Source organism: Mycolicibacterium parafortuitum (assembly GCF_010725485.1).
Taxonomy (GTDB): Bacteria; Actinomycetota; Actinomycetes; order Mycobacteriales; family Mycobacteriaceae; genus Mycobacterium.
The window spans coordinates 614,052-639,871 of record NZ_AP022598.1 but is presented as its reverse complement, the minus strand read 5'-3'; the positions used below and the strand labels follow the sequence as shown (position 1 = coordinate 639,871).

The 25,820-nt window shown below is 68.3% G+C and carries 30 protein-coding genes, 1 tRNA gene and 1 pseudogene; 16 read left to right on the top strand and 16 right to left on the bottom strand.

Annotated elements, in window-relative coordinates:
- Window positions 1-2: 2 nt before the first annotated feature.
- Window positions 3-608 (bottom strand): TetR family transcriptional regulator, encoded by a 606-nt coding sequence (locus tag NTM_RS02830; protein WP_179963870.1) that lies wholly within the window; start codon window positions 606-608, stop codon window positions 3-5.
- A 198-nt stretch (window positions 609-806) separates the two neighbouring features.
- Between NTM_RS02830 and NTM_RS02825 the strand changes: the two genes are divergently transcribed.
- From NTM_RS02825 to NTM_RS02805, 5 genes are read left to right on the top strand one after another with little or no spacing between them, the layout of a single operon-like run.
- Window positions 807-1,550, top strand: coding sequence for a hypothetical protein (locus tag NTM_RS02825; RefSeq protein ID WP_163765395.1), 744 nt, complete (start codon window positions 807-809; stop codon window positions 1,548-1,550).
- A complete protein-coding gene (locus NTM_RS02820; RefSeq protein ID WP_163765394.1) occupies window positions 1,547-2,290 on the top strand; it encodes a hypothetical protein in 744 nt (247 codons plus the stop codon). Before NTM_RS02825 ends, NTM_RS02820 begins: the two co-directional genes overlap by 4 nt.
- 8 nt (window positions 2,291-2,298) lie before the next feature.
- Entirely contained in the window at window positions 2,299-2,883 is a 585-nt protein-coding gene (locus tag NTM_RS02815; protein WP_163765393.1) for a cytochrome c oxidase subunit 3 family protein, read from the top strand.
- A 2-nt stretch (window positions 2,884-2,885) separates the two neighbouring features.
- Entirely contained in the window at window positions 2,886-3,179 is a 294-nt protein-coding gene (locus NTM_RS02810) for a cytochrome C oxidase subunit IV family protein (RefSeq protein WP_435405022.1), read from the top strand.
- A gap of 25 nt (window positions 3,180-3,204) precedes the next feature.
- Window positions 3,205-4,038: a class I SAM-dependent methyltransferase gene (locus NTM_RS02805; RefSeq protein ID WP_104861949.1), complete on the top strand. Its 834-nt coding sequence runs from the start codon at window positions 3,205-3,207 to the stop codon at window positions 4,036-4,038.
- Window positions 4,039-4,066: 28 nt separating this feature from the next.
- Here the strand turns inward: NTM_RS02805 and NTM_RS02800 are convergent, their stop codons facing one another.
- Both NTM_RS02800 and NTM_RS02795 read right to left on the bottom strand, forming a co-directional pair.
- The gene (locus tag NTM_RS02800; RefSeq protein WP_163765391.1) at window positions 4,067-4,240 is read right to left on the bottom strand and encodes a hypothetical protein; all 174 of its coding nucleotides are present in this window, start codon (window positions 4,238-4,240) and stop codon (window positions 4,067-4,069) included.
- Between the two features lie 5 nt (window positions 4,241-4,245).
- Window positions 4,246-5,070, bottom strand: coding sequence for an SDR family oxidoreductase (locus NTM_RS02795; RefSeq protein WP_163765390.1), 825 nt, complete (start codon window positions 5,068-5,070; stop codon window positions 4,246-4,248).
- Window positions 5,071-5,162: 92 nt separating this feature from the next.
- On the opposite strand from NTM_RS02795, the gene NTM_RS02790 reads away from it, so the two are divergent.
- Both NTM_RS02790 and NTM_RS02785 read left to right on the top strand, forming a co-directional pair.
- Entirely contained in the window at window positions 5,163-5,849 is a 687-nt protein-coding gene (locus tag NTM_RS02790; protein WP_163765389.1) for a demethylmenaquinone methyltransferase, read from the top strand.
- A gap of 129 nt (window positions 5,850-5,978) precedes the next feature.
- Window positions 5,979-7,037 carry an alpha/beta hydrolase fold domain-containing protein gene (locus NTM_RS02785; RefSeq protein ID WP_163765388.1) on the top strand — a complete coding sequence of 353 codons (1,059 nt, stop codon included), beginning with the start codon at window positions 5,979-5,981 and terminating at the stop codon, window positions 7,035-7,037.
- A 29-nt stretch (window positions 7,038-7,066) separates the two neighbouring features.
- On the opposite strand, the pseudogene NTM_RS02780 reads toward NTM_RS02785, so the two are convergent.
- The 4 genes and pseudogenes from NTM_RS02780 to menJ all read right to left on the bottom strand — a co-directional run.
- Window positions 7,067-7,287 (bottom strand): annotated as a pseudogene (locus tag NTM_RS02780) (ArsR family transcriptional regulator); the annotation flags it as partial.
- A gap of 135 nt (window positions 7,288-7,422) precedes the next feature.
- The gene (locus NTM_RS02775) at window positions 7,423-7,905 is read right to left on the bottom strand and encodes a YflT domain-containing protein (protein ID WP_083144758.1); all 483 of its coding nucleotides are present in this window, start codon (window positions 7,903-7,905) and stop codon (window positions 7,423-7,425) included.
- Window positions 7,906-8,008: 103 nt separating this feature from the next.
- Entirely contained in the window at window positions 8,009-8,440 is a 432-nt protein-coding gene (locus tag NTM_RS02770; RefSeq protein ID WP_163769355.1) for a GAF domain-containing protein, read from the bottom strand.
- An 88-nt stretch (window positions 8,441-8,528) separates the two neighbouring features.
- A complete protein-coding gene (gene menJ, locus NTM_RS02765) occupies window positions 8,529-9,779 on the bottom strand; it encodes a menaquinone reductase MenJ (protein WP_163765387.1) in 1,251 nt (416 codons plus the stop codon).
- Window positions 9,780-9,800: 21 nt separating this feature from the next.
- Here menJ and grcC1 point away from each other — a divergent pair, with 21 nt between their 5' ends.
- The 4 genes from grcC1 (at window position 9,801) to NTM_RS02745 (ending at window position 12,860) form a co-directional block, all read left to right on the top strand.
- Complete coding sequence (gene grcC1 / locus NTM_RS02760; protein ID WP_179963869.1) at window positions 9,801-10,808, top strand: nonaprenyl/(2E,6E)-farnesyl/geranylgeranyl diphosphat synthase; 1,008 nt, start codon at window positions 9,801-9,803, stop codon at window positions 10,806-10,808.
- Between the two features lie 75 nt (window positions 10,809-10,883).
- Window positions 10,884-11,774 carry a zinc metalloprotease HtpX gene (gene htpX / locus NTM_RS02755; protein ID WP_083144750.1) on the top strand — a complete coding sequence of 297 codons (891 nt, stop codon included), beginning with the start codon at window positions 10,884-10,886 and terminating at the stop codon, window positions 11,772-11,774.
- 63 nt (window positions 11,775-11,837) lie between these two features.
- Window positions 11,838-12,296 (top strand): hypothetical protein, encoded by a 459-nt coding sequence (locus NTM_RS02750; protein WP_083144893.1) that lies wholly within the window; start codon window positions 11,838-11,840, stop codon window positions 12,294-12,296.
- 36 nt (window positions 12,297-12,332) lie between these two features.
- On the top strand, window positions 12,333-12,860 hold the full coding sequence (locus NTM_RS02745) for a hypothetical protein (RefSeq protein ID WP_104862192.1): 528 nt from the start codon (window positions 12,333-12,335) through the stop codon (window positions 12,858-12,860).
- Here the strand turns inward: NTM_RS02745 and NTM_RS02740 are convergent.
- Genes NTM_RS02740 through NTM_RS02720 form a run of 5 tightly spaced genes read right to left on the bottom strand, consistent with a single transcriptional unit; the run spans window position 12,857 to window position 18,484 of the window.
- Window positions 12,857-14,452 carry an amidohydrolase gene (locus NTM_RS02740; protein ID WP_163765386.1) on the bottom strand — a complete coding sequence of 532 codons (1,596 nt, stop codon included), beginning with the start codon at window positions 14,450-14,452 and terminating at the stop codon, window positions 12,857-12,859. The two genes, NTM_RS02745 and NTM_RS02740, sit on opposite strands and share 4 nt — an antisense overlap.
- Window positions 14,449-15,705, bottom strand: a complete 1,257-nt coding sequence (locus NTM_RS02735) for a M24 family metallopeptidase (RefSeq protein WP_163765385.1) — start codon at window positions 15,703-15,705, stop codon at window positions 14,449-14,451. The genes NTM_RS02740 and NTM_RS02735 overlap by 4 nt, the downstream gene beginning before the upstream one ends.
- Window positions 15,702-16,811 (bottom strand): polyamine ABC transporter substrate-binding protein, encoded by a 1,110-nt coding sequence (locus tag NTM_RS02730; protein ID WP_163765384.1) that lies wholly within the window; start codon window positions 16,809-16,811, stop codon window positions 15,702-15,704. The genes NTM_RS02735 and NTM_RS02730 overlap by 4 nt, the downstream gene beginning before the upstream one ends.
- Window positions 16,804-17,634, bottom strand: a complete 831-nt coding sequence (locus NTM_RS02725) for an ABC transporter permease (protein ID WP_232079604.1) — start codon at window positions 17,632-17,634, stop codon at window positions 16,804-16,806. Before NTM_RS02725 ends, NTM_RS02730 begins: the two co-directional genes overlap by 8 nt.
- Window positions 17,627-18,484, bottom strand: coding sequence for an ABC transporter permease (locus NTM_RS02720; RefSeq protein WP_163765383.1), 858 nt, complete (start codon window positions 18,482-18,484; stop codon window positions 17,627-17,629). The genes NTM_RS02725 and NTM_RS02720 overlap by 8 nt, the downstream gene beginning before the upstream one ends.
- Before the next feature lie 165 nt (window positions 18,485-18,649).
- On the opposite strand from NTM_RS02720, the gene NTM_RS02715 reads away from it, so the two are divergent.
- Window positions 18,650-19,123 carry an Lrp/AsnC family transcriptional regulator gene (locus NTM_RS02715; RefSeq protein WP_104861962.1) on the top strand — a complete coding sequence of 158 codons (474 nt, stop codon included), beginning with the start codon at window positions 18,650-18,652 and terminating at the stop codon, window positions 19,121-19,123.
- Here NTM_RS02715 and NTM_RS02710 read toward each other — a convergent pair.
- Window positions 19,120-20,145 (bottom strand): NAD(P)H-dependent glycerol-3-phosphate dehydrogenase, encoded by a 1,026-nt coding sequence (locus NTM_RS02710; protein WP_104862193.1) that lies wholly within the window; start codon window positions 20,143-20,145, stop codon window positions 19,120-19,122. The two genes, NTM_RS02715 and NTM_RS02710, sit on opposite strands and share 4 nt — an antisense overlap.
- A gap of 71 nt (window positions 20,146-20,216) precedes the next feature.
- Window positions 20,217-20,708 carry a YajQ family cyclic di-GMP-binding protein gene (locus tag NTM_RS02705; RefSeq protein ID WP_104861963.1) on the bottom strand — a complete coding sequence of 164 codons (492 nt, stop codon included), beginning with the start codon at window positions 20,706-20,708 and terminating at the stop codon, window positions 20,217-20,219.
- Between the two features lie 146 nt (window positions 20,709-20,854).
- On the opposite strand from NTM_RS02705, the gene NTM_RS02700 reads away from it, so the two are divergent.
- Together NTM_RS02700 and NTM_RS02695 are read left to right on the top strand one after the other, a co-directional pair.
- Window positions 20,855-20,937, top strand: a tRNA-Tyr gene (locus NTM_RS02700).
- Window positions 20,938-21,015: 78 nt separating this feature from the next.
- A complete protein-coding gene (locus tag NTM_RS02695) occupies window positions 21,016-21,441 on the top strand; it encodes a nitroreductase family deazaflavin-dependent oxidoreductase (RefSeq protein ID WP_163765382.1) in 426 nt (141 codons plus the stop codon).
- Window positions 21,442-21,453: 12 nt separating this feature from the next.
- On the opposite strand, the gene NTM_RS02690 is transcribed toward NTM_RS02695, so the two are convergent.
- Complete coding sequence (locus tag NTM_RS02690) at window positions 21,454-21,573, bottom strand: DUF3349 domain-containing protein (protein WP_142407134.1); 120 nt, start codon at window positions 21,571-21,573, stop codon at window positions 21,454-21,456.
- Between the two features lie 89 nt (window positions 21,574-21,662).
- Entirely contained in the window at window positions 21,663-23,459 is a 1,797-nt protein-coding gene (locus NTM_RS02685) for a PQQ-dependent sugar dehydrogenase (protein WP_163765381.1), read from the bottom strand.
- 354 nt (window positions 23,460-23,813) lie between these two features.
- On the opposite strand from NTM_RS02685, the gene NTM_RS02680 reads away from it, so the two are divergent.
- Together NTM_RS02680 and NTM_RS02675 are read left to right on the top strand one after the other, a co-directional pair.
- Window positions 23,814-25,016: a PE-PPE domain-containing protein gene (locus NTM_RS02680; RefSeq protein WP_232079886.1), complete on the top strand. Its 1,203-nt coding sequence runs from the start codon at window positions 23,814-23,816 to the stop codon at window positions 25,014-25,016.
- 31 nt (window positions 25,017-25,047) lie between these two features.
- Window positions 25,048-25,785 (top strand): SDR family NAD(P)-dependent oxidoreductase, encoded by a 738-nt coding sequence (locus NTM_RS02675; protein ID WP_163765379.1) that lies wholly within the window; start codon window positions 25,048-25,050, stop codon window positions 25,783-25,785.
- Window positions 25,786-25,820: the final 35 nt, after the last annotated feature.

Below are 25,820 nucleotides of genomic sequence, written 5' to 3'. Positions count from 1 at the left end.
GGCTATCGCACACGTAACCCGTACAGGTAGGTGGTCAGGTACTCCGCGACGACCGGTTCGCGGATCGCGGGCGAGGGCGGCAGCGTGATCAGCAGCGCGTAGAGCCCCACCAGGAACGACACCCCGTTGAGCATCACGTCGACCTCGGCGGGGATCTCGCCGCGCTGCTGGGCGCGTCGCAGGTCTTCGACGACGGCGACGATCACCGGGTGGGCGGTCCACTCCTCCGACGGCGGCCTGGTGGTCGAAAAGTGCAGCGCCAGGAAGTCTTTGAACAACCGGTTACCCAACCTGCGCTCGAGGCCGCCGAGCGCGCCGACCGCCTTGGTCAGGGTGGTCCGCACCCCGTGCGGGCGCCGGTAGGCCCGGGTCAGTTCGGCGGCGATGCGGTCCTGTTCGCGCCGCTCCAACTCCAGCAGCACATGTTCCTTGGTCGGAAAGTGGAAGAAGAACGTGCCGTGCGCGACCCCGGCCGCCGCCACGATCGCGCCGATGTCGGCGGCGGCCAGGCCGGCGCGGGTGAATTCGGCGATCGCCGCGCCGAGCAGCCGCTCACGGGTCTGCAGACCCTTGCGGCCGCGCTCGGATTTCTGCTCTCTCAGCACCATCTGCAGCTCCGTTCGGAGGCGAACCCAGTGCCCGACCCTACGCGCAGTGGCAGCAAAACTGACTTTAATCAGAAAATTTGCTTCCGTTCCTCGTCGCCGACAGATACCGTCAGCCCGGTAGCACAAACACTTTTCGGAGCTGCTCTTCATCGGAGATGGCCGTAAACGATCTGACTTGAGTCACTATTGGAGGTCGCGGTGCAGATCCTGGAACAGGTGCAGGACCTGCCCAAAGCGGGAAACATCAAGGCGCAGTGGGTCAGTCTGTGGACCGGGCCAGCGGTCGGGGTGGTCCTGCTGGTGGCGCTGCTTGCCTTCCCCGGCTTCTGGCCGCCGATGTCACCGCTGCTGTCGGCCGACGAGGTCGCGTCGTTCTACGCCGACAACACCGCGTGGATCCGGTTCAGTCAGGTGACGTTCAACCTGTGCGGCATCATGATCCTGCCGTTCTTCATGGTGATCGTCGCCCAGATGAAGCGGATGAAGACCCAGAGCCACGTGTTCGCGTACTGCTATCTGACCGCGGTGGTCAGCGGTGCGACGACGTTCGCGTTGTCGAACATCTTCTTCCTGGTCGCCGCATTCCGCCCGGCCCGCGACCCCGAGCTGATCATGCTGCTCAACGACCTCGCCTGGATCGTGTTCATCGCGCCGGTCGGCATGGTCGTCACCCAGTTCGTGCTGCTGGCCGTCGCGGTCTACTTCGACGACGGGCCCGACCCGGTCTTCCCGCGCTGGGTCGGGCACTATGCGCTGGCCACCGGTATCGCGATGATCCCGGCCGCGGGCGCCGCGGTCGTCACCAGCGGGCCGCTGGCCTGGGACGGCGTGCTGTCGTTCTGGCTGCGCAACGGCGCGTTCGCGGTGTTTGTCGTCGTGATGTTCTTCGTGCTGCGCCGCGCGGTGCTGCGGCAGGCCCGCGACGAAGGCGTGATTCGGTGAGCCTGCTCGATGCCGTACGGGTCACCGACGGCCAGGCGCCGGGCGGCAAACGCGATGTGCGGCTGGTGTGTTGGTTCTTCCCTGCCTGGTACGCCGCCTTCGGGGTGATCATCTGCCTGATGGCGCGGGTCACCCCGCCGCCACGCCCGGATGTCACCGCCGCCGAGAAGGTGAACTTCCTGGCGACCAACGGGTTGACGATCCAGATCGGCTTCGTGCTGCTGCTGATCCTGCTCGGCGGTGCGGCGGTCACCAACGGCCTTGTCGCGTACCACATGATGCGGATGTCGGTCGGCAAGGTGTTCGCCTACGGCTACATCGGCGGCATGGGTGTGGGTGCGCTGCCGGGCTTCCTGCTGGTCGCGGTGTGCTTCCTGACGGCCACGTTCCGGGTCGACCGCGACCCCGAGATCGTCAGCCTGCTCTACGACCTCGGGATGCTGTCCTACAACGGGTCACTCGGCTGTTTCTCGGCGGCCTACCTCGTCTTCGCCATCGCGATCCTGTACGACAAGAACGAGATCTTCCCGAAATGGTTTGCCTACGTGACGATCTGGCAGATCGTCACCGAGGTGATCGCGACCCAGATGTTCGTCAGCTACTCCGGACCGTTCGCGTGGAACGGTTCCCTGGCCTTCTGGTGGTCGGTGGTGATCTTCAGCATCTGGCTGGGCGCGCTGATCATGCTGCTGCGCCGCGCGACCGCGCTGGAGCCCGCCGATTCCCCGGGCTTGGACTGAAAGGCGCCATGACGCAATCGGAATCGATTCCCGAGACACGGCCCGGCGAAGGCCACCTGCCCGGCGACGTGCACATGTGGGTGATGGTGCTCGGCGACCTGGTCATCTTCGCCGGCTACTTCATCGTCTACATGATCTACCGGACCATGGACCCCGGCGGATTCCTGGCCGCCCAGCAACATCTCGACATCAATATCGGTGTGCTCAACACCGTCATCCTGCTGACCAGCTCCTGGTTCGTCGCGCGCAGCGTCCTGGCCGCCCGCGCCGGATCCCACCGGCAGGCGATCAACTACATCTACGGCGGCGGGCTGTGCGGGCTGCTGTTCATCGCGTTCAAGGGCTACGAGTGGTACGCCAAGATCAGTACGGGACATACCAACTCGGAGATGTTCTTCGCCTTCTACTACGTGCTGACCGGGGTGCACATGGTCCATGTGCTGATCGGGTTGATCGTGCTCGGAGTCGTCATACGCGAACTGCGGAACCCGTTTCGACGCAGGACATCCATGGTCGAGACCGGGGCGGTGTACTGGCACATGGTCGACCTGTTGTGGGTGATCATCTTCGGCCTGCTCTACGTGATGAGATGACGATGACCGAAACGACCACCGCACCCGGCTCCGGCCTCCGCGTCATCACATGGACTTGGGCGGTGCTGACCGCGATCACCGTCGGGTCCTGGTGGCTGGCCCCGGCGCACTTCACCGAGACCGTCGCCCCGAGCACCGCGATCACCGTGCTGGTGCTCGCCCTCACCCTGGTCAAGGCGCACCTGATCGTCCGGAACTTCATGGAGGTGCACACCGCGCCGCGCTGGCTGAGGCGGTCGATGGCGGCGTGGCTGATCCTGCTGTTCGCCGTCGTCTTCGCCATCTATCTGGTCTGATACCGGCTGCCGGTAGATTCGTGGGGTGGAACCCGACGGCAAGATCGACGCCAGCGCGCTGGCCGGCGTCTCAGAGACGGCGCTGCTGACCCTCAACGGGCGCGCCTATCAGGCGCGGCACCCGCACGCGATCATCGACGATCCGATGGCGGTGCAGGTGGTCGACTCGATCGACTTCGACTTCGACAAGTTCGGCAAACGCAAGGGCCAGGAGATGGCCCTGCGGTCGTTGGCGTTCGACAGGGCGACCAAGTCGTTCCTCGCGCAGCATCCGGACGCGACCGTCGTCGCGCTCGCCGAGGGGCTGCAGACGACGTTCTTCCGCCTCGACGCCGCCATCCCGAACGCCCGGTTCCGTTGGGTCACAGTCGATTTGGAGCCCGTCATCGCGCTGCGCAAGCGGGTGCTTCCCGAATCGCCGCGCATCACCACCCTGGCGCAGTCGGCGCTGGACTACAGCTGGATGGACGCCGTCGACCCGAGCAACGGCGTACTGATCACCGCCGAGGGTCTGCTGATGTACCTGCAACCCGACGAGGCGATGGGGCTGATCACCGCGTGCGCGAACCGGTTCCCGGGCGGGCAGATGATCTTCGACCTGCCGCCGGTGATGGTGAAGAAGTTCGCGCCCAAGGGGATGCGTTCGTCGTCGCGGTACCGGGTGCCGCCGATGCCGTTCAGCCTGTCGGCGGCACAGCTGGCCGACCTGGTGCACACCGTGCCCGGCATAAAGGCCGTCCACGATCTGCCGATGCCGCAGGGCAGAGGCTTCTTCTTCGAGAAGGTGTTTCCGGCGTTCTGGGGGTTCAAGCCGCTGAAGAACTACCGGGGCGCCTACACCCTGCTCGAATTCGGCTGAGGCTAGGTCTGTGCACCGCGCAGTGTCATCATCGCGAAGTCATCGCTAACCCGGCCGACGCGGCCAGTGCCGCGACCAGGTACACCGTCGCGGCCATCCAGGTCACCGAGAGTGCCGTCGCGGGCCAGCACAACAGCACCGCCGCAGCCGTCAACAGCATCCCGTAGAGCGAGGCGCGTCCGGATCGCTGGAGGCGGGCCATCGCCGTCAGCCCTGCGCCTCGACCGCGACCGGCTGCCACTTCTCCCAGTTCGCGAGCCGGCTTTCGTAGTCGGCCTTGGCCAGCCCCAGCGGAACCTCGCCGAAGAACACCCGCAGCGGCGGCGGTGACGCGTCGACCACCTTGAGCAACGCCGCCGCCGAGGCCTGCGGGTCGCCGGGCTTGGCGTTGCGCGACGCGCGTTGGGCCTGCGACTTGCGGTGGGCGTCGGCGTAGTCGGGCAGCTCAGGGGCGCGCCGGGCTGACGATCCGGCCCAGTCGGTGTCGAATCCGCCGGGCTCGATCAGCGTGACGTGCACGCCGAAGTCGGCGACCTCCTGGGCCAGGGCCTGGGAGAAGCCCTCCAGCGCCCACTTCGACGCGTGGTAGATGCCGACGTTCGGGAACGCGGTGATCCCGCCGATCGAGGACACCTGGATGATGTGGCCGCTGCGCTGGGCGCGCAGGAACGGCAGCGCCGCCTGGGTGATCCACAGCGCGCCGAACACGTTCGTCTCGAACTGGTCGCGGGCGTCCTGCTCGGACAGCTCCTCGATGAAGCCGAACTGCCCGTAGCCGGCGTTGTTGACGACGATGTCGAGCCGGCCGAAGTGCTCGTGGGCCTGTTTGACCGCGGCGAAGTCGGCGTCGCGGTCGGTGACGTCGAGTTTCAGTGGGAGCAGCGCGTCGCCGTATTTGGCGGACAGGTCGTCGAGGGTGGACAGGTCGCGCGCGGTGGCGGCCACCTTGTCACCTCGCTCAAGTGCGGCGATCGTCCACTCGCGGCCGAATCCGCGGGAGGCGCCGGTGATGAACCAGACTTTTTCGGTCATGCCGGGATCAATGCCCGCCATGGCGGATTTGATTCCCCGCGGCCGCAGGCGCACAGGCAACCCCCAGCCGGTTGCCTGATACGTTCGGCTGCGTGAACCGCGCCTCGCTGGAGAAGAACCCCCATGAAGTGGCGTCGATGTTCGACGGGGTCGCGCGGCGCTACGACCTGACCAACACCGTGCTGTCGCTGGGCCAGGACCGGTTCTGGCGGCGCGCCACCCGCGAGGCGCTGCGGCTGTCGCCGACCGACAAGGTGCTCGACCTGGCCGCGGGCACCGCGGTCTCGACCGTGGAGCTGGCCAGCTCGGGCGCGTGGTGTGTGGCCGCGGACTTCTCGGTCGGGATGCTGGCCGCCGGCGCGTCGCGCCCGGTGCCGAAGGTGGCCGGGGACGCGACCCGGCTGCCGTTCGCCGACGGGGTGTTCGACGCGGTGACCATCAGCTTCGGGCTGCGCAACGTCGTCGACCACTCGGCGGGACTGCGGGAGATGGCGCGGGTGACGCGGCCGGGTGGACGGCTGGTGGTGTGCGAGTTCTCCACACCGACCAACGGGGTGTTCTCGACGGTCTACAAGGAGTACCTGATGAAGGCGCTGCCGGCGATGGCCACCGCGGTGTCGTCGAATCCGGACGCCTACGTCTATCTGGCGGAATCCATCCGTGCCTGGCCCGACCAGGCCGAGCTGGCCCGCCGTATCGAGGCTGCCGGCTGGTCCGATGTGCGCTGGCGCAACCTCACCGGCGGCATCGTCGCGCTGCACGCCGCGACCAAACCCTGACCCCTTACCCTCCCTTCTGCGCGAGCGTGCGTGTCTGCGGCCGACACGCCGCGTTTTCGGGCGACAACGCGCACGCTCGGCACCGAGAAACCGCACGCTCGGACGGCACGGCGGAGTTACCGTCACGACATGCTCCTCGGACGCCACGCTGATCCCGACGCCACTCTCGGCACCGACCCGCGCTCCGACCCCCGGATGGTCGCCGCGTTCGCCCGGTTCGGCCTCGACGGGCGGCTGCCACCGAGCGGCCTGACCGTCGACTCGCCGCTGCAGGACCGCTACGCGTTCGCGGCGATGAGCGAGGAAGCGGTCGGCGCGGTCTTCGAGGCCCTCGGCGCCGACCTGCCCGCCGCCTCCGGCGTGACCACGACGGCGTCGACCATCACCGGCGCCGACGGCAACGACATCACCGTCTACGTCAGCCGGCCCGACGACGCGTCGGCGCCGCTGCCCGGCATCGTGCACCTGCACGGCGGCGGCATGGCGATCGCCAGCGCAGCCGATCGGGCCTACGTTCTGCTGCGTGAACATCTCGCGGCGACGGGCGTGGTGGTCGTCGGTGTCGAATTCCGCAACTCCGCAGGCAAATTGGGCCCGCACCCGTACCCGGCCGGACTCAACGACTGCGCGGCCGCGGCGCGCTGGGCCGGCAGCCACCGCGACGAACTCGGCATCAGTCATCTTGTCGTCTCCGGGGAGTCCGGCGGCGGAAACCTGACGTTGACGTTGGCGCACAAGGCGAAACGGGAAGGCTGGATCGGCGAGATCGCCGGCTTCTACGCGCAGTGCCCGTACATCTCGAACCGGTGGCAGCAGGACTGCGAGGACCTGCCGTCGCTGAAGGAGAACGACGGCTACTTCATCAGCTGCGAACAGCTGGCGCTGCTCGGGTCCCTTTACGACCCCGACGGGACCCACTCCGGCGATGCGACGTGCTGGGCGTCGATGGCCACCGATGAGGATCTCAAAGGCCTTCCACCGCATGTGATCTCGGTCAACGAGCTGGACCCCCTGCGCGACGAGGGGCTGCAGTACTACCGGAGGCTGCTGCGCGCCGGTGTGCCGACCGTCGGGCGGGTGGTGGCCGGCACCTGCCACGGCGGCGATCTGCTGTTCGGCAGCGCGATGCCGGACGTGTTCGCCGCAAGCGTGCGCGACGTCAGCGGTTTCGCGAAATCCCTGGGCTGACAGGCGGGTCAGGGCTTTGATGAGATCCCGACGGTGTAGCTGTTGCGCCGCCCGGCCTCCGATTTCGTCAGGTAACCGTCGGCGATCAGATCGGCCAGGATCGCCTGCACCGACCTCTCTCTGTGATGCCGACCCACTGGCTGAGTTCGCGGGCGGTCATCGACTCGCCCTGCGCCAGGCACAGCAGGGTGTGGGCGTGGTTGGTCAGGTCCTCGCCGACTTCTTCGGCGGGTCTTCCGCGGTGCCGCAACGATGCTCGTCGTGATCGCCAGCAGCGTGGCTACCGAGTCGATGGCGAAGATGTACGGCCGACCTCGCCGAGTGCGTTGAGCCTTCCCTCAGTCCTGCTCCCATCACGCGGGGGCGGACCCACCCGCGTTGTTCGTCAGGGAGCTTGGGTAAACCGCGCCGCCTGGGCGGCGAACTCGGCTGAGACGCAGACGTCGTAGCGACGTGCCTCGAGTGACTTGACGCTGTCGAAGTCCCGCTCGCCTCCGGTGGCGACATGAGCGACGAAACCGAACACGCCTCCCCAGAACGTGCCGATCACCAGAGCCGTCAACATCGTCACGATCCACACGGGTCCGACGGTGAAGATCGCCAGCAGCAGACCGATGAACAACCCGAACCAGGCACCGCTGGCAGCCCCCGCGAACGCCGCCCTGCCCTTGGTCATCCGCCCGACGACGCGTTCGACCGTGCGCAATTCGTCGCCGATGATGCGGACGTGCTCGACAGGGAAGCCACCGTCCGACATCCGGTCGACCAACCGCTGTGCGTCGGCGTAGTTGTCGAACGAGGCGATGACCTGCCGCGGGGCAGGTTTGGGGTCGCCGTGCTGCTCGTGGGGTTCACTCAGGTTGGTCACTGCTACCTCCGGGTTGAGCATCGGTGCCGGGCGAGCGGGCGGTCGACACGGTTACCTTCAGCAGTCCCCGTGTGAACCGTCCGGGTTCAGGCTACGAGATCGCCTACCGGCCGGTGGGAGAGGTGTTCCATATTCGCGTCGATTCCTCGCCGACGCGCTCGTCGTGGATCTGCTGAAAGTTCCGACCGCCGCGGCCGAAGGTGGCCACCACCGCTGCCGGACAACGGGATTCGCTGAACGCGGTGTCGAGCCACCGGCACGGCCGGACGTGGACGAGGTCGACGTCCTCACCGTCGGCGTCGTAGCCGTAGGGCCCGTCGATCCGGCCCAGCCGATACAGTCCGTCGGGGTCACGCGCCCACACGAACGACCCGTCGGGCACGTCGGCGAATCTCACAACCCGTCGGGCCAGCCGCTCAGCGTCGCCGAATCGGCCGAATCCGCACAGCCCCAACCTCAGTGCGCGGTCGAAGGTCAGGTCGAACGGGACGTCGTCGCTGCGGGAGCGCAGAGGCGCGCGGTAGACCGCCGTCACCGCCGCCGCCCGAGCGTGCGCGTCGTAGCCGACGGGGACGGCGTGTCGCCCGCAGACACGCACGCTCGCGCCGCAGGGAGGAAGGTCCTCACGAGAACGGGCGGCGCTCGTCGATGCGGCCCGACAGCCGGCCCGCGCCGCGCCAGATCCGGGCCACCGCGTCGGCGTCCTCGTCGGTGACGAAGTTGCCCATCACCCGCACCGCGATCTTCATCAACGCCGAGGACCGCATCGCCAGCGGGCCCGCCGCGGGCAGGAACCGCGGGAACGTCAGCAGCAGCGCCAGCCGGCGCGCCACCGAGAACCCCTGCGCGTAGTGCTCGTGCAGCAGCGCCGGCCACTCCGCCGTGTACGGCCCGGACCCGAGCAGCCCGGCGGCCAGCCGCCCGGTCTCCAGCCCGTAGTCGATGCCCTCGCCGTTGAGCGGGTTCACACACGCCGCGGCATCGCCGATCAGCATCCAGTTCGGCCCGGCCACCCCGGACACCGCGCCGCCCATCGGCAGCAGCGCCGACAGCGGCGCGCGCGCGTCGCCGTCGAAGCCCCACTCCGCACGGCGCAGATCCGTGTAATACGCCAGCAGCGGCCGCAGCGCCGCATCGGCCGGGCGTTTCGCAGTGGCCAGCGCGCCGACGCCGATGTTCACCTCACCGTTGCCCAGCGGGAAGATCCAGCCGTATCCGGGCAGCACCTCACCGGCGGGGGAGCGCAGCTCCAGATGTGAGGTGATCCACTCCTCGTCGGCGCGCGGCGTGCCGATGTAGCCGCGGATCGCGACGCCGTAGACGGTCTCCTTGTGCCACTGCCTGCCCAGCACGCGTCCCAGCGTCGAGCGGGCCCCGTCGGCGATGATCAGCGACGAGCACCGCACCACCTCGCCGGAGTCCAGCACCACCGCCGAGACCCGGCCCGAGGAATCCCGCTCCACCGAGACCGCCTTGACGCCCAGCTTCATCTTCGCGCCGTCGTCGACGGCGACCAGCCGGATCCGCTCGTCGAGTTCGGTGCGCGGCACCGCGCTCGACGATGCCGGGAACGACGGTCCCGGCCACGGCACCTCGACGTCGGAGCCGAACCCCGACATCCGCAGCCCGCGGTGGGCGATGCGGCCCTCCAGCCACGGCCCCAGGCCCAGCCGTCGCATCTCGGCGATCGCCCGCGGCGTCAGCCCGTCCCCGCAGGCCTTGTCGCGGGGAAACTGCGCGGAGTCGACCACCAACACGTCGTGCCCGGCCCGGGCCGCCCATGCCGCCGCCGACGACCCGGCGGGTCCGGCGCCGACCACCACGACATCGGCGCTGGAGGTCGCCGGGCTAGCTCCGGCCGCCGCTGAGTCCATGTCTCACAGTATGTTGGCTGTGTGAGGACACCGGCGAACGTGGTGGCGGGAGTGGACTTCGGCGATGCCCAATTCGCCCAGGACGTCCGCGACGGGGTTGCCCGTATCGAGGCCCTGATGTCCGAAGAGCTGGGCAAAGCCGACGTGCTGATGGCCGAGGCGGTCAACCATCTCTTCCAGGCCGGCGGGAAGCGCTTCCGTCCGCTGTTCACCGTGCTGTCCGCGCAGCTGGGCCCCGAGCCGGACGCGTGGCAGGTCACGGTGGCCGGCGCGGTCATCGAGCTCGTGCACCTGGCCACGCTGTACCACGACGACGTGATGGACGAGGCGCAGGTCCGCCGCGGCGCGCCCAGCGCCAACGCCCGCTGGGGCAACAACATCGCGATCCTGGCCGGCGACTACCTGTTCGCGACGGCGTCACGGCTGACCAGCCGGCTGGGCCCGGAGGCGGTGCGCATCATCGCCGACACGTTCGCGCTGCTGGTCACCGGCCAGATGCGGGAGACCCGCGGCGCCGCCGACCAGGTCGATTCGGTCGAGCACTACCTGAAGGTGGTCTACGAGAAGACGGCCTGCCTGATCTCGGCGTCGGGCCGGTTCGGTGCTACGTTCTCCGGCTCCGACGAGGCTCAGATCGAGCGGCTGGCGAAGCTGGGCGGGATCGTCGGCACCGCGTTCCAGATCTCCGACGACATCATCGACATCGACAGCGACGCCGACGAGTCGGGCAAGGTGCCGGGCACCGACCTGCGCGAGGGGGTGCACACCCTGCCGGTGCTGTACGCGCTGCGCGAAACCGGCCCGGACGCCGACCGGCTGCGGGAGTTGCTGCGCGGCCCCGTCACCGACGACGACGAGGTCGCCGAGGCGCTGCGCCTGCTGCGCGGCTCGCAGGGCATCCGCAAGGCCAAGGAGACCGTCATCGGCTACGCCAAGGAAGCCGAGCTCGAGCTGGCCCAGCTGCCCGACGGGCCCGGCCGCCAGGCGCTGGCCAGCCTGATCGACTACACGATCCACCGTCACGGCTGACGCCGGAACCCGGACGGGCCGATCGGTCGTTGATATCTGCGATGACGTACACAGGTTTCTGAGGAGGAACCCACCATGACTTGGCACCCGCACGCCAACAGGGCCAAGACGTTCCTGTTGCTGGCGGTGTTCTCCGGTTTGATCGTCGCCGTCGGCGCCATGTTCGGCCGCAACATCATGTTCCTGGCTGTGTTGTTCGCGGTCGGCATGAACGCCTACGTGTACTTCAACAGCGACAAGCTGGCGCTGCGCGCGATGCACGCCCAGCCGGTGAACGAGATGCAGGCGCCGGTGATGTACAAGATCGTGCGCGAGCTCGCCACCACGGCGCGCCAGCCGATGCCGCGGCTCTACATCAGCGACACCGCCGCCCCGAACGCGTTTGCCACCGGCCGCAATCCGCGCAACGCCGCGGTGTGCTGCACCACCGGGATCCTGCAGATCCTCAACGAACGGGAACTGCGCGCGGTGCTCGGCCACGAGCTGTCGCACGTGTACAACCGCGACATCCTGATCTCGTGCGTGGCCGGGGCGATGGCGTCGGTGATCACCGCGCTGGCCAACCTCGCGTTCTTCGCCAGCATGTTCGGCGGGAACCGGGAAGGTGGCACGAATCCCTTTGCCATCCTGCTGGTTTCGCTGCTGGGTCCGATCGCGGCGACGGTCATCCGGCTGGCGGTGTCGCGGTCGCGCGAGTACCAGGCCGACCAGTCCGGCGCGGAGCTGACGGGGGACCCACTGGCGCTGGCCAGCGCGCTGCGCAAGATCAGCGCCGGCGTCGAGCGCGCCCCGCTGCCGCCCGAGCCGCAGCTGGCCGACCAGGCCCACCTGATGATCGCCAACCCGTTCCGGTCCGGCGAGAAGATCGGCAAGTTGTTCGCCACGCACCCGCCGATCGCCGACCGCATCGCGCGGCTGGAGGCGATGGCCGGCCCCGGACACCGGGACGGCCCCGGCTACTACTGACACCCCCGTCAGACTTTCGGTCGGGACCTGCGCCTGCGTCGACACCCGTTTAAGGTGTGGTCCGTGCTGAGCAGAATCATGATCGTTTCGGTCGGCGCCGCCGCGGCGGTGCTCGGCATGTCCGGAGTCGCCTCGGCGCAGCCACCGAACATCAATGCGATGCCACCGGCGAACCCGCAGGACTACGCCGCCCACGACGGGGCCTGGTACGTGTTCAGTGCGCTGGACGGGGTGACCTGCGTGCTGGACCGCGGGTCAGGCAGCTACGGCTGCAGCGGCCCGTTGCCGGGGGCGCCCAACGGCGCCAATCTGGTGACCGGAAACGCCGCCGGCGGTGTGGGCTTCGCCAACTCCGCGCGGCCGATGTACGGCATCGTCGAGAACGCCCCGGCCCTGCCGCCGAACACCCGGCTCAGCTTCAAGACGGTGAGCTGCGGAAACGACGGCTTCTCGACGTCGTGTGTGAACACCTACAACCAGTCCGGCTTCGTCATCAGCCCGACGACGTCGTACGCGTTCTGAAACACTGCCGCCCCCGGTGACGACACTTAGGCTGTGATGGTGCTGAGCCGATCTGTTGTTGCCGCCGCGTGCGTCGCCGCGGCAGGCGTTCTCACCGCGCCCGGCCTGGCCGGGGCGCAGCCCGCGCCCCCACCGCCTCCGCCGGTGCCGAACGTCAACGCCTACGCGCCGGCGAACCCGCAGAACTTCGCCGTGCATCAGGGCGCGGCGTATGCGTTCACCACCGCCGGGCTGACGTGCATGGTGCAGCGGTCCGGCCCGTACGGGTGCAGCGGCGTGCTGCCGGGCGCACCCAACGGCGCGAACCTGGTCAGCGGTCGCGCCGGCGTCCCGCCGGGCTTCGGGACGGCGGGTCAGCCCATCGTCGCCGAACCGGTCAACGAGCTGCCGCCGAACACCCGGATCAGCTTCGGCACGGTCAGCTGCGGCGGCGACGGCGTGGTGACCGCATGCCTGGACAGCGGCAACCAGGCAGGCTTCGTCGTCACGCCGGAGGCGACGTGGGTCAACGCGATCAACCCGCTGCTCGCGCGTCCCGAGGGAACCAACCCGTACTTCAACTAGGCCGTGTACACCGCCTCACCGCGGAAATAGGTGGCGGCCACGGCGATCCCGCCGATCTGGTGATCCTCGACGGTGTACGGGTCGGTGTCGAGCACGACGATGTCGGCGTCGCGGCCGACGGTCAACGACCCACTGCGGTCGTCGACGCCGGCCGCGTAGGCCGCGGTGCGGGTGAAGCCGAGCAGGCAGGTGGTCAGGTCCAGCGACTGAGCCGGACCCAGCGGGGCCGCGTCGGGGTCGCCGGGCGGGCGCCGGGTGACCGCGACCTCGATCTGCGGCAACGGGTTCGGGGTGCTGACCCGCCAATCGCTGCCGAACGCCAGCGTGGCGTCCGCCCGGGCCAAGTCACCGAACGGGTATTGAGCCTCGAAGCGGTCGTCCCCGAGGACCGGCCGGCACAGCGTGACGTTCTGCTCGTCGCGGCACGCCCACAGCGCCTGGACGTTGGCGATGACGCCGTGCGCACCGAATCGCGGGATGTCGCTGGGGCGGATCAGTTGCAGGTGGCAGATCTGGTGCCGCAGCCCCGACTCGGGGTCGCCGCTGCGCTCGAACGCATCGAGGGCTGCGGTGGTGGCCGCATCGCCGATGCTGTGCACGTGCACCGAGAATCCCGCGTCGACGCATGCGGCGATCGCGTCCTGGAGTTGCGCGGGGTCGAACAGCGGCACGCCGCGGGAGTGGCTGCAGCGGTACGGCTCGTGCAGCGAGGCGGTCTGGTTCTCGACCACGCCGTCGACGAAGATCTTCACCATGCTCGCACCGACCAGCGGTCCGCCGGCCAGGTCCCGCAGCTCACACAGTTCCGAGATCTGCTGCAGGCCCCTGCGCGGATCCCAGTGCAGGGCCGCGGTCACCCGTGCCCGTAATGTTCCGGTGCATTCGGCTTCCAGGTAGGCGTGCAGCATCGGGGCGTTCAGCCGGGCGTCCTGCCAGCCGACGATGCCCAGCGAGTGCAGGTAGCGCTGGCCCGCGGACAGGGCCGCGGCCCACTCGTCGGCCGTGATCTCCGGGACGTGGGTGTTGACCAGTTTCATCGCGGTCTCGTGCAATGCGCCCGTCGGTTCGCCCCGGTCGTCGCGTTCGATCCGGCCGCCGGCGGGATCGGTTGTGCGCGCGTCGATTCCGGCCAGCCGCAATGCCGCGGAGTTCACCCAGGCGCTGTGTCCGTCGCGTGCGGTCAGGTATGCCGGCCGTGCACCGGTCACCGCATCGAGCGCCGCAGCGGCAGGATTGCCGCCGGGGAACGCCGACATCGACCAGCCGCCGCCGCGCACCCAGGCGCCGTCGGGCAACGCGAGGGTGCCCTGTTCGATCACGGGCAGGTACTCGGACGGATCGGTGTCGTGCAGGTTCACCCACAGGTCGAACACCGACCCCTCCAGCAGGTGGATGTGCGCGTCGTGGAATGCCGGGCAGATCAGGCCGGCCGCGTCGACGATCTCGGTGGTGCCGGATCGGTAGTGGCCGAGGACGTCTGCCCGGTCCCCGACGGCGGTGATGATGCCATCGGTGACGGCGACCGCCTCGGCGAAGCGCCGCGCCGGGTCCGCGGTGAACACCCGGCCCAAAAATATCGTGTCGGCGGTCATCCGGCCCGCGCAACGTCGAGGGGCAGAGCGGACAGGGTCCTGGCGCCGTGCTCGCCGAAGACCACGGTGTCGATCATCGGGTACAGCACGATGCTCTCGTAGTTGGTGACCACACCGGACCGGAACACGTCGTCACTGGGCTCGCCCACGGTGAACGTCCACTCACCGACCCAGTCCGGGGGGAAGGACAGCCCCAGCTCGTAACCCCCGTTCCAGTTGTGCAGTCCCCATAACCCGTTGTCGCGCAGCATGTTCGCGATCTCGGCGGTGACGTCGGCGACCCGCACCCCGTCACCGGCGCGGGCGCACAGGATCGCGAAGGCCTCCGCCTCGATCGCCGCGAGCCGGTACAGCTCGTCGGACGGTTCCTGTCCCACGACGTACCAGCGTTCGATGTTGGCGTGGTAGCGGTCCACCACCCCGCAGGGGTCGGCGCACAGCACGTCGCCGCGCCGGATCGGCCGGTCCGACGCGTAGGCGTGCCCGAGTTCGATGGGGCCCACCGCGACCGACTCGTGCAGCGCGGCCGGTTCGCCGCCGGCGGCGGCCATCGCCGAAACCATCAGTCCCCAAGCGTGTTTCTCGGTCATCCCGGGCCGCACCTCGGCCTGCAGCGCGCGCAGACCGGTGTCGCAGATCGCGGCCGCCCGTTCGATCACCGCGATCTCGTCGGGGGACTTCACCAGCCGCGGCGACCGTGTGACGGCGCTGGCGTCGACGACCCGGCATCCGCGGGCCGTCAGTGCGGCGTCGACGATCTGGCTGGTGGCGCGGTTGGGCACGTGGCTGTGGAATTCCATGCCCACGCAGCCGCCGAGCCATCCGCGCGCGCTCAGGTCGTCGACGATCAGCCGCAGCACGGCGTCGCCGTCGTCGTCGCGGGACAGCACCACATCGGTCGCCACGGAGGTGCGCCGCAGCAGGTAGCTGTGGTGCTCGACGTCGTAGACCACGTACCGGCCCGAATCGACGTGCATGACGGTGCACTGGAACGGGGGCCACCGGGTCGACGATTGTGCTCGGTACCAACGGGATTGATAGCCGTGCAGCCAGCACATCGCGTCGGGTGCGCTGATCACGAGCAGATCGAGGCCGGCCAGGCGCGCGGCGTCCTGCAGGGCCCGCCGCCTGCGTTCGTACTCGGCGGCGCTGAACGCAGGTGCGGTGGTTTCCGCGGCCAGGTCGGCGTATGTCGCGGCGACCAGCCGTCGCAACCGGTCGGCGTCGACGTGAGCGCGTGCGGTGTTCGTCACGCCGACGCTTTCACCCGGGTCCAGGCCTGATTCCAGGCGGTGAGCTGCTGATCCTGCAGGGAGGCCAGCCACACGTCCGGATTGGACAGCACCGTCTGGTCATAGGTCAGGAACGGGTACTGCGCGACCAGGTTGTCGTAGGCGGCCATACCGGCGTTGGTGGCGATCGGATACCCGACGAAGTCGACGATCTTGGCCATGTTGTCCGGTCGCAACAGATAGTCGGCGAACATCAGGCCGGTGCCGGGGTGTTTCGCCGCCGCCGGGATCGCCAGACAGTCGGAGTTGAACGCCAATGTCTCGCGGCAGAATTGGAAGTCGATGTCGTCGGCGAACGACGCCTCCTTGAGCGTCGAGAACGTCGCGCCGGTGTAGTTCATCAACAGGTCGGCCTCGCCGTTGGCCAGTTTCTCCCCGGCCGAGCTGCCGAATCCTCCCAGGCTTCTCCGTAATTCGATGAGCGAGTCGGCGGCCTGGTTCAACTGGCCGGGGTCGCTGGTGTCGGTCGGCAGTCCGAGGCGGGCCAGTGCCATCGTCATCGACACGGTGACGTCGTCGAAGATGAACGCGCGCCGGTCCAGTCGTGGTGCGAGCGTCCACAGGTCGTTCCACGATCCGGTCAGACCCTCGACCCTGCTCTTGCGGTAGGCCAGCCCGATCCCGCCCATCGCGTACGGGCCTGCGAGGTGTTCGGCCTTGGGTTCGAACGGCGGATCCTGGAACAGGTCGGTGACCTCGGACCAGTTGCTCATGACAGCGTGGTCGATGGGCAGCAGCAGGTTGGCGCCGGTGGCGCGCGCGAAGAAGTTGGACGGCATGAAGGTGATGTCGTAGGCGGCACCGGCGCCGAGTTTCTGGATCATCTCGTCGACCGTCGAGAAGTAGGTCTGGTTGACCTTGACGCCGTACTCCTTCTCGAATCCGGCGATCACGTCGTCGGGCACATAGCCGGTCGGTGCGTAATACGCCAGGTCGCCGTCGATCTCGGCCTTCGGCGGCTCGAGCGTGGCCGTGGACGACGAATCCTTCGAGCATCCGGCCAACCACATCGCGGCCGCGCCCGCACCGGTCATGAACAGGAAATCGCGCCGCGTCGTTCTAACCATGAGTGCTCCTATGTCGTTGTCGGGAAGAGGGTTTGGGTGTAGCAGGGGTTTTCCGGGCGCGTTGCAGCCATAGGCCGGCGACGCCGAGTGCGACGGTGAGCACGATCATCGCGGTGCCGATCGCGTTGATCTCGGGGGACAGACCGAAGCGCAGCATGCCGTAGATGCGGACCGGCAGCGGCGCGATCTCGGTCCCGGACAGGAACACCGAGGTGACGAAGTCGCCGAAGGACAGCACGAAGGCCAGTGCGGCCGCTCCCGCGATGGCCGAGCGCAGCTGCGGCAGGATCACCGTCGCGAAGGTGCGCACCCGTCCCGCGCCGAGATCGGCCGCGGCTTCCTCCAGCCGCGGGTCGAGGGTTCGCAGTCGGTTGCCCACCAGCACCGTGACGTAGACCAGGACGAAGGTGGAATGCCCGATGATGAGCGTCGCGGTGGACAGCGGCAGCTGTGCGGTGGTGAACAACGTCATCAACCCGACCGCGGTGGCCAGCTCGGGGGTGACCAGCGTGGACATCGCGACGGCCTCGACGGGACGCGTCACCCGGCGCCGCCCGTAGACGAATCCGTAGGACAGCAGGCAACCCAGCACCACCGCGATCACGGTGGCCGCCGCCCCGACGGTGAGGCTGAGGCCGAGCGCGGCCAGGATGTCCGGATTACCGGCGGCCTGCTGATACCAGCGGGTGCTGAAGCCGTCGAACTCCGACAGCGAGGACGAGGAGTTGAACGAGAACAACACGATCACGGCCAGCGGCAGGTCCAGGAAGACCAGCGTGGCGGCCAGTAGGACGGCCAGCCCGACCGGCATGCGCCTACCCATGGTGTACCCGCGTCCGACGTAGCGTCCGGTATGCCGCGACGGCGAGACCGGCGAGTGCGACGAAGGCCACCATGCCGGCGAGCAGGGTCGCGGTCAGCGCCGCGCCGAACGGCAGGGACCCGGCGGTGGCGAGTTGGTCGCGGATCAGGTTGCCCATCAGATAGGTCGAGCCGCCGAGGAATTGCGCGATGGCGAAATCGCCGAGGCTGAGCAGGAACACCAGCTGGCAGCCGGCGGCGATGCCGCCGGTGGTCAGCGGCACGACGACGGTGCTGAAGGCCCGCCACGGACCGGCGTGCAGGTCCTGGGCGGCCTCGAGCAGCCGCCAGTCGACGCGCTCGACGGCGAGGAACACCGCCAGGATCATGAACGGAAGGAAGCTGTAGATCAGCCCGAGGATCAGCGCGTACGGATTGCCGACCAGGTTGACCGGCCCGAGTCCGAACCGTTGCAGCAGGGAGTTGGCCGGGCCTTCGCGGCCCAGCACCTGCACCCAGGCGTAGATCCGGATCAGGTAGTCGGCCAGCCACGGCACCAGCACGGCCAGCAGCAAGGCCGGTTTGGCCTGCCCGCCGTACCGCGAGATCGCATAGGCGCAGGGGTAGCCGATGAGCAGGCACGCGACGGTGGCCAGGACGGCGTAGCCGAACGTCCGGGCCACCACGGGCAGGTAGGTGGATTGGAAGACCAGCGCGAAGTTGTCGAGGCTGAAGCCGTAGACCGGGCGCCCGATCATGTCGGGGGTGGCCAGCGCGGCGGCGAGAATCAACCCGAGCGGAACCAGGTAGAAGCAGATCAGCCACGTCGTGCCGGGCAGCAGGGTGCGAACCCATCCGGTCCGTGTGGTCATCGCTGGTTCCTCATGTGGTCGAACAAAACTCCGACAACAATGACCCTAGTTTGTTTTCCACATGTTTCGTCGCGGAAAACTACAGAATTCGTGGCTGTGATTCCTGAATCCATGAGAATCGCGGGTGTAGATTGAGGAATCCGTAGTGAATGTCAAGGGAGGAAGATGGCGGAAGACGCCGAGGGCGCGCTGGACAAGGTGTCGGCCGCGATCGTCGACTCGCTACGACCGGACGGGCGCAAGTCCTACGCGGCGATCGCCAAGGAGGTCGGCGTCTCCGAGGCCACCGTGCGTCAGCGCCTGCAGAAGCTGATCGAGCAGGGGCACATGCAGATCGTCGCCGTCACCAATCCGGTCGGGCCGGGAAGGTTCACGTCGATGCTTCTGGTCAAGACCCAGGGCGGCGTCGACGCGGTCGCCGAAGCGCTGCGCGATGTGCCGGAGGTGACGTTCGCGGTCGCCACCGCCGGTTCGTATGACGTGCTGGTCGAGGTGACCTCGCGCGACGGCGCGCATCTGCTGAGCGTCATCGACGACTCGATCCGCACGATCGAGGCCGTGACCGAGGTGCAGACGTTGATCTACCTGAAGTTGCTCAAGCTGAGCTACCAGTCCGGGGTGTGGCCCACCACCGGCTAGAAACCCGACCCGTGCACTTCGTGGCCGGGCTTCTCGGCGACCAGTCCCCGGTAGGCCTGCTCGACGGTCGAGCCGTGGTTGACGACGGCGTCCACCTCGCGCGCGATCGGCATCGAGATGCCGTACTTCTCGGCGAACTCCATGATCACGCTGGCGGCCTTGACGCCTTCGGCGACCTGGTTCATCGAGGCGATGATCTCCTCGACGGTCTTGCCCTGGCCCAGTTGTTCGCCGACGTGCCGGTTGCGGCTGCGCTGCGAGGTGCAGGTGACGATCAGATCGCCCATCCCGGCCAGGCCGGCGAACGTGTCGCGGTGCCCGCCCATCGCGACACCCATCTTGGACATCTCGTTGACCGCTCGGGCCATCACCATCGCGCGGGTGTTCTCGCCGATGCCCAGCGAGTAGCCCATGCCGACGGCGATCGCGTACACGTTCTTCAGCGCGCCGGCGATCTCGACGCCGGTCACGTCGTCGGTGGTGTAGGTGCGAAACCGCTTGGTGCGGAACAGGTTCCCCAGGTTCGCGGCCAAGTGCTGATCGGGCATCGCGAGCACCGCCGCGGCGGCGTAGCCGTCGGCGACCTCGCGGGCGATGTTGGGGCCGGCCAGGATTCCGGCCGGGTGGCCCGGCAGCACCTCGTCGACGATCTGGCTCATCCGGTAGTTGGTGCCCTGCTCGAGCCCCTTGACCAGTGACACCACCGGCACCCACGGCCGCAGGTGGGTGGCGAGTTCGGTGAGCACGCCCCGGAACCCGTGCGACGGCACCCCCATCACGATCACGTCGGCGCATTCGGCGGCCTCGGTGAAGTCGGTGGTGGCCTTCAGTGAGTGCGCCAACTCGACCTCGTCGCCGAGGTACTTGCTGTTGCGGTGGTTGTTGTTGATGTCGTCGGCGGTTTCCTGCGAGCGCACCCATTGCAGCGTCGGGCCGCGCCGCGCGCAGATGGACGCGACGGTGGTGCCCCACGAGCCGCCGCCGAGAACAACAACCTTGGGTTCGCGTTGCGCAGGTGCCATGGCGATCACCCTAGGGTGGGGGAGCCGCCGTGGAGGCCGAAATGACGTTGCTGCGACGCGCGGTGGCGTAACTACCGGTAGTTGACGAACTGCAGCGCGACGTCGAGGTCGGCGCCGCGCAGCAGGGCCTGGACGGCCTGCAGATCGTCGCGCTTCTTGGAGCTGACGCGGATCTCGTCACCCTGGATCTGCGCCTTGACGCCCTTGGGGCCCTCATCGCGGATCAGCTTGGTGACCTTCTTGGCGTCCTCGCTGGAGATGCCCTGCTTGATACTGCCGATCACCTTGTAGGTCTTCCCCGACGGCTGCGGGTCGCCCGCATCGAACGCCTTCATCGAGATGTCGCGACGGATCAGCTTCTCCTTGAACACGTCGACGGCGGCCTTGACCCGCTCCTCGGTGGACGAGACGAGGATGATGCCCTCTTCGCCCTGCCACTCGATGGTGGTGTCGGTGCCGCGGAAGTCGAACCGGGTCGCCAGCTCCTTGGCAGCCTGGTTGAGCGCGTTGTCGACCTCCTGGCGGTCGACCTTGCTGACGACGTCGAACGATGAATCCGCCATTGGATCGTCCCTCCCTCGCGGTGTTGATGCTTGCCACCATCTTGGTCGCAGGCCGTGGCGACAGCCAAACCACCCTGGCGATTTGTTGTGGGGGTATGGGTTCGTTATATCCTGCTGTGCGCGCTGTACCGCGCATGCAGTACCCCGGCAGGTTGCCCGAGCGGCCAATGGGAGCGGACTGTAAATCCGTCGGCTAACGCCTACACAGGTTCGAATCCTGTACCTGCCACACTGGTCAGGCCCCCTTTCGAGGGGGCCTGATTTGCGTTCGGGAATATCGGGGCGTCGCCGGCGGTCCATACCCGCCATGGACAAAAAAGCATTCGACGAGATGAACCGTCAGGTGATCGACGAGTTCCGCTCCACCGGAGGCACGGCCGGCGGCGTGTTCGAGGGCAAACCGCTGGTCCTCGTGCACCACATCGGCGCCAAGTCCGGCATCGAGCGGATCGCCCCGCTGGTCGCGCTGCTCGACGACGGCCGGGTCTACGTCTTCGCCAGCAAGGGCGGTTCGGACACCCACCCGGACTGGTATCGCAATTTGGTCGCCAATCCGGCCGTCACGGTCGAGCTCGGCACCGAGACCTACCAGGCCACCGCGCGCGTTCTCCAGGGAGCCGAGCGCGACGAGATCTACGCCAAGCACGTCGCGCTCGAACCGCAGTTCGGTGAATACCAGCGCAGAACGACGCGCGTCATCCCGGTCGTCGAATTGGTGCGCGCCGCAGCCTGACCCGGCTCCGGGTCAGCTGCTCTGGCGGGGCGGCAGCAACGCGAACAACGGCACGAACCCGGTCGACGGCACCTCAGGCGGGTATCCGGTCCGGAAGAACTCGGCCAGCCGGCTCAGAGTCCTCGGCCGCACTGTCGCACGTTGCTTTCCACCCACCATCTCGCTCCTCCCACCGGCAAGACAGCGAGTTTCCCGCCGGGAGCCGATCTGAAACCTCCGCGTCAGACCCGGCTCAGATCGCTGGGGTCGGCCAGGTCGATCCGCACCAGCCGCCCCGGCTGATAGACCAGCTGGTACAGCGCGCCGTCGGGACCTTCGGCCAGCACGACGGTCGCTCCGGCGTTCGGGTCGAACGTGGTCACGTCACCGCACGACGTGTAGCCCGGAGTGCAGGTCAGGGTCCTGATCCAGCCCTTGACGGTGTCGGCGATGAACACCTTGCCGCGGTGCACGACCACCGACGTGATCGCCGCGCCGCCCTCGCGGGGGTAGGTGTAGATCGGATCGATCTTGCCCGCGCAGTTGCTGGTGCACAGCCCCTCCGCATTGGGCCAGCCGTAGTTGCCACCGGCGGTGATCTTGTTGACCTCCTCGAACGCCGCGTTGCCGACGTCGGCGACCAGCAGTTCGCCGGTCGGGGTGAACGTCAGCCGGAACGGATTGCGCAGACCGTAGGCGTAGATCAGGGTGCGCCGGCCGTCGATGACCGGGTTGTCGTCGGGCACGCTGCCGTCGGTGTTCAGTCGCAGGATCTTGCCGTGGATGTTGTCGAGGTTCTGCGCGTTCGACCCGCTCGCGTTGTCACCGACGCCCCAGTACAGCGCGCCGTCCGGGCCGAAGCCGAGCGCGCCGCCGTGGTGGTTGGGCGCCGCGGTCAGGGTGGACTGTACGAGGATCTGGTCCAGCGTCGCGGTGTTGCCGTCGACGACCAGGCGCGACAACGTGTTCCGGGTGGTGTCTGCGGCGACGTACGCGACGTACAGGCGGCCGTTGATGCTGAAGTCCGGGTCGACGGCCAGCCCGCCGATACCGCGTTCGGTCTCGGTGCGCACCGCGAGGGTGATCAGCGGATCGGTGCGCAGCACGCCGTTCTCGACGACGCGGATCGCCCCGTTCTTCTCGGCGACGAGGATGCGGCCGTCGGGCAGGAAACGGAAGTCCACCGGCGAGTTCAGCCCGGACACCACCGTCGCGCGCTCCGAGCCGATGAACACGCTCTGTGTCGAGCGGTGGCCGCTGCTGCCGAGCAGGCCGAAGGTGAACAGGTTGAGCAGACCGGCGGCGCCGTGGATGTGGAATCCGTCGCGGGCGTCGCTGACGGTCACCTGGAAGCTGTCCTGGCCGGTGTAGGTCGTGCCGGGGGTGTAGACGAACGTGCCGTCGTCGGCGATGGTGACGGTGCCGTGGGTCGGGCGGGTGGCCGTGTAGGTCAGGCGGGTGGAGTCGGGGTCCTGCGGGTGCAGGTTGCCGACGACCGTGCCCTCGATGACGGTGTCCTCCGTCGCGTCGTGGGTGATGCTCGGGGTCTTGTTGTTGAAGAGCTGCTCGAAGAACGACGGCTCGTCGGCCTCCGCGTCGGCTTCCTGGACGACGGTGTCGTCGACCGCGTCCTCGGCGTCGTCTGCCTCGTCGACCGGGATCGCGGTGCGCGGTGCGGTATCTCTGTCCTGCTTACTGTTTCGTGTCGAGGTGCCATCTTCGGCATCGGCATCGGCATCAGAGTCCCGGGAGTCCGAGTCCTCGGAGTCGGACCGGTCCGGGCGTTCGGCGGCGGTCCGCGATCCGAGCTGTGGCTTCGCGGACTGCCGCTGCGTCGAGCTGTCCGACGGGCTGTCCGACGCCGACGCACTGGCCGAGACCGAACTCGACTCCGACGTCTCCGCCGAGGCCACCGCCGTCCCGGTCAGCAGGGCCGCCCCGACGCCGAGAGCAAACGCCAACCCGCCGACCCGGCCGACATGGCGTGCGGACCCGCTCGGCGACCGCCCGTTGCCTGAGCCCTCGGGAGTAACCCCCATGTCCCCTCCTCCTGCACGCGGGACCGCAGCCTCGGGACGGTCCGGTGTCAAGCAAACTGTATTTCCCGCACCCGCCGACAGCCAGAGTTTCCGCCCGATGGTCATAAATCGCGTGCTGTGCTGCATCAAGATCGGCTTCGTGCATCGACCGCGGCGCTGGTTCTCCGCTACCGAGCAAACATCTGCGCGTATGCTCACGCTCGCTCGTCGGTTCGCGGTGTGCGAGCCCGGGTGGGGAAGGGGAACTGGATGGCGAAGGGGTGGACCGCCAGAGGTCTCGCACGCTGGGCGCGTGGTTCGCGGCGCGCTGACAGCGAACGCGCTCGGGGTGGGGGCGGGACGGCCGTGATCGCGATGGCCCTCGCCGGTGCCGCGGTGATCGGCGCCGCGCCGACGATCCCGGCCGGCCCGCAACTGATGGCGTCGCTGCACTATCTGCGCGGCACGAACATCGGTGGTGTGCCGACCGAGCAGCAATTCGAGGATTTCATCGGCGCGGTCGTCGACGGTTCCGGTGTGACACCACCGGATTCGGCATACCGGCTGGTGCCCTACAGCGCCACCTTCCGGCCGTTCTCGCACGGCGGGTTCCGGGACCTGACCTACGACGACTCGGTCGCCGAGGGTGTCGAACTGCTTGCGGGGCACCAGCTCTCCGCCGGTGACGTGGTGTTCGGCTTCTCGCAGGGCGCGGTGGCCGCCTCGGTGTACAAGGAGACGCACACCGGCAATGTGTATCTACTGGTCGGCAACCCGGGACGCCCGAACGGCGGTGTGATGCAACGGTTCGACGGCGCGAAGATCCCGCTGCTCGACGTCACCTTCGGCGGCGCCACCCCGAACAACGGCGACCTCACCATCGACGTGACCCGCCAGTACGACGGTTGGTCCGACTTTCCCCGCTACGTGTGGAACCCGGTCGCCGTGCTGAACGCGATCATGGGAACGATCCTGGTGCACAGCCCCACCCAGACCGAATTGACCGCCGCCGATCTGGCCGCCGCGCGGGACTCCGGAGATCCGGCCTACTACCAGTACGACGCCGGGTCCAACACGCACTACTACGTGATCAAGACCTATCCGATCCCGCTGCTGATGCCGCTGGACCCGTTCCTGTCGGACGCGGCGATGGCCGCCCTGGATGCTCCGCTGCGCACGTTCATCGAATCATCCTATGACAGAACCGATTACAGTCAGCCGGCGCGGGCCGGTCTGGTCAAACCTGTCAGCGCTGAGAAAACGAACGCGGCGCCCCAACCCGCCGCGGCTGCCGACATCGCCGAGGAGCCCGAGACGACGGAATCCGACGTCGAGGTCGATGCGCGCAAGCCCCGCGACCGTGACCGCGCCGCACGTGACGCCGAGACCACCGCCGATGAGGCCGCCGAGGAGACCGTCGATGAGGCCGCCGATGAGGCCGTCGACGAAGAGTCCGAGGACGACACCGGGCGCGAGGACGACACCGAAACCGGTCAGACCGACTCCGACACCGGCACCGAGGCGACCGATACCGAATCCAAGACGATCGCGAAGGAATCCCGGACGCCACGGCGTTGAACCGGCCGCCGAGCGGCCATAGCTTTGCCGCATGACAACCGTTCTCATCACAGGGTGTTCGTCCGGCTACGGTCTCGCGACGGCACTGCGCTTCCTCGACGAGGGGTGGAATGTCGTGGCCACCATGCGGACTCCGCGGCCCGGCCTTCTGCCCGCCTCCGACAATCTTCGGCTGCTCGCCCTCGATGTGACCGATCCCGACAGCGTCACGGGCGCGGTCGCGGCGGCGGGCACGATCGACGTGCTGGTCAACAACGCGGGGATCGGTGCGGTCGGCGCATTCGAGGCCACTCCGATGACGACGGTGCGAGAACTGTTCGAGACCAACACCTTCGGCGTGATGGCCATGACACAGGCGGTGGTGCCGCAGATGCGGCAACGCCGCAGCGGCGTCGTCGTCAACGTGACGTCCAGCGTGACGCTGGCCGCGATGCCGCTGGCCGCCGCCTACACCGCGAGCAAGGCCGCGATCGAGGGCTTCACCGGATCGCTGGCGCTGGAGCTCGGATTCTTCGGCGTGCGAGCCAAACTCGTCGAACCGGGCTACGGCCCCGGCACCCAGTTCACCAGCAACGGCGTGCACCGGATGGCCGGGCTCATCCCCGAGGAGGACCAGCCCTTCGCGGCGCCGGTGTTCGACGGTTTCCAGACCCCAGGCCCGCACACCACTCCCGAGGACGTCGCCGACGTCGTGTACCGGGCGGCCACCGACACCTCGGACCGGCTGCGCTACGCCGCCGGGGCCGACGCGGTCGCGCTGGCCGGATGACCTGACGGGTGCGGGCAGGCACACCGCGGCGCTAG

Excerpts from the sequence above, each read along its gene's own strand:
- NTM_RS02725 (WP_232079604.1), bottom strand. The coding sequence starts at position 17,634 with ATGGGTAGGCGCATGCCGGTCGGGCTGGCCGTCCTACTGGCCGCCACG.
- NTM_RS02710 (WP_104862193.1), bottom strand. The coding sequence starts at position 20,145 with ATGGCACCTGCGCAACGCGAACCCAAGGTTGTTGTTCTCGGCGGCGGC.
- NTM_RS02715 (WP_104861962.1), top strand. The coding sequence starts at position 18,650 with ATGGCGGAAGACGCCGAGGGCGCGCTGGACAAGGTGTCGGCCGCGATC.
- NTM_RS02830 (WP_179963870.1), bottom strand. The coding sequence starts at position 608 with ATGGTGCTGAGAGAGCAGAAATCCGAGCGCGGCCGCAAGGGTCTGCAG.
- htpX (WP_083144750.1), top strand. The coding sequence starts at position 10,884 with ATGACTTGGCACCCGCACGCCAACAGGGCCAAGACGTTCCTGTTGCTG.
- NTM_RS02810 (WP_435405022.1), top strand. The coding sequence starts at position 2,886 with ATGACCGAAACGACCACCGCACCCGGCTCCGGCCTCCGCGTCATCACA.
- NTM_RS02815 (WP_163765393.1), top strand. The coding sequence starts at position 2,299 with ATGACGCAATCGGAATCGATTCCCGAGACACGGCCCGGCGAAGGCCAC.
- NTM_RS02730 (WP_163765384.1), bottom strand. The coding sequence starts at position 16,811 with ATGGTTAGAACGACGCGGCGCGATTTCCTGTTCATGACCGGTGCGGGC.
- NTM_RS02785 (WP_163765388.1), top strand. The coding sequence starts at position 5,979 with ATGCTCCTCGGACGCCACGCTGATCCCGACGCCACTCTCGGCACCGAC.
- NTM_RS02740 (WP_163765386.1), bottom strand. The coding sequence starts at position 14,452 with ATGACCGCCGACACGATATTTTTGGGCCGGGTGTTCACCGCGGACCCG.
- NTM_RS02705 (WP_104861963.1), bottom strand. The coding sequence starts at position 20,708 with ATGGCGGATTCATCGTTCGACGTCGTCAGCAAGGTCGACCGCCAGGAG.
- NTM_RS02680 (WP_232079886.1), top strand. The coding sequence starts at position 23,814 with ATGGCCCTCGCCGGTGCCGCGGTGATCGGCGCCGCGCCGACGATCCCG.
- menJ (WP_163765387.1), bottom strand. The coding sequence starts at position 9,779 with ATGGACTCAGCGGCGGCCGGAGCTAGCCCGGCGACCTCCAGCGCCGAT.
- NTM_RS02695 (WP_163765382.1), top strand. The coding sequence starts at position 21,016 with ATGGACAAAAAAGCATTCGACGAGATGAACCGTCAGGTGATCGACGAG.
- NTM_RS02745 (WP_104862192.1), top strand. The coding sequence starts at position 12,333 with ATGGTGCTGAGCCGATCTGTTGTTGCCGCCGCGTGCGTCGCCGCGGCA.
- NTM_RS02685 (WP_163765381.1), bottom strand. The coding sequence starts at position 23,459 with ATGGGGGTTACTCCCGAGGGCTCAGGCAACGGGCGGTCGCCGAGCGGG.
- NTM_RS02675 (WP_163765379.1), top strand. The coding sequence starts at position 25,048 with ATGACAACCGTTCTCATCACAGGGTGTTCGTCCGGCTACGGTCTCGCG.
- NTM_RS02720 (WP_163765383.1), bottom strand. The coding sequence starts at position 18,484 with ATGACCACACGGACCGGATGGGTTCGCACCCTGCTGCCCGGCACGACG.
- NTM_RS02800 (WP_163765391.1), bottom strand. The coding sequence starts at position 4,240 with ATGGCCCGCCTCCAGCGATCCGGACGCGCCTCGCTCTACGGGATGCTG.
- NTM_RS02795 (WP_163765390.1), bottom strand. The coding sequence starts at position 5,070 with ATGACCGAAAAAGTCTGGTTCATCACCGGCGCCTCCCGCGGATTCGGC.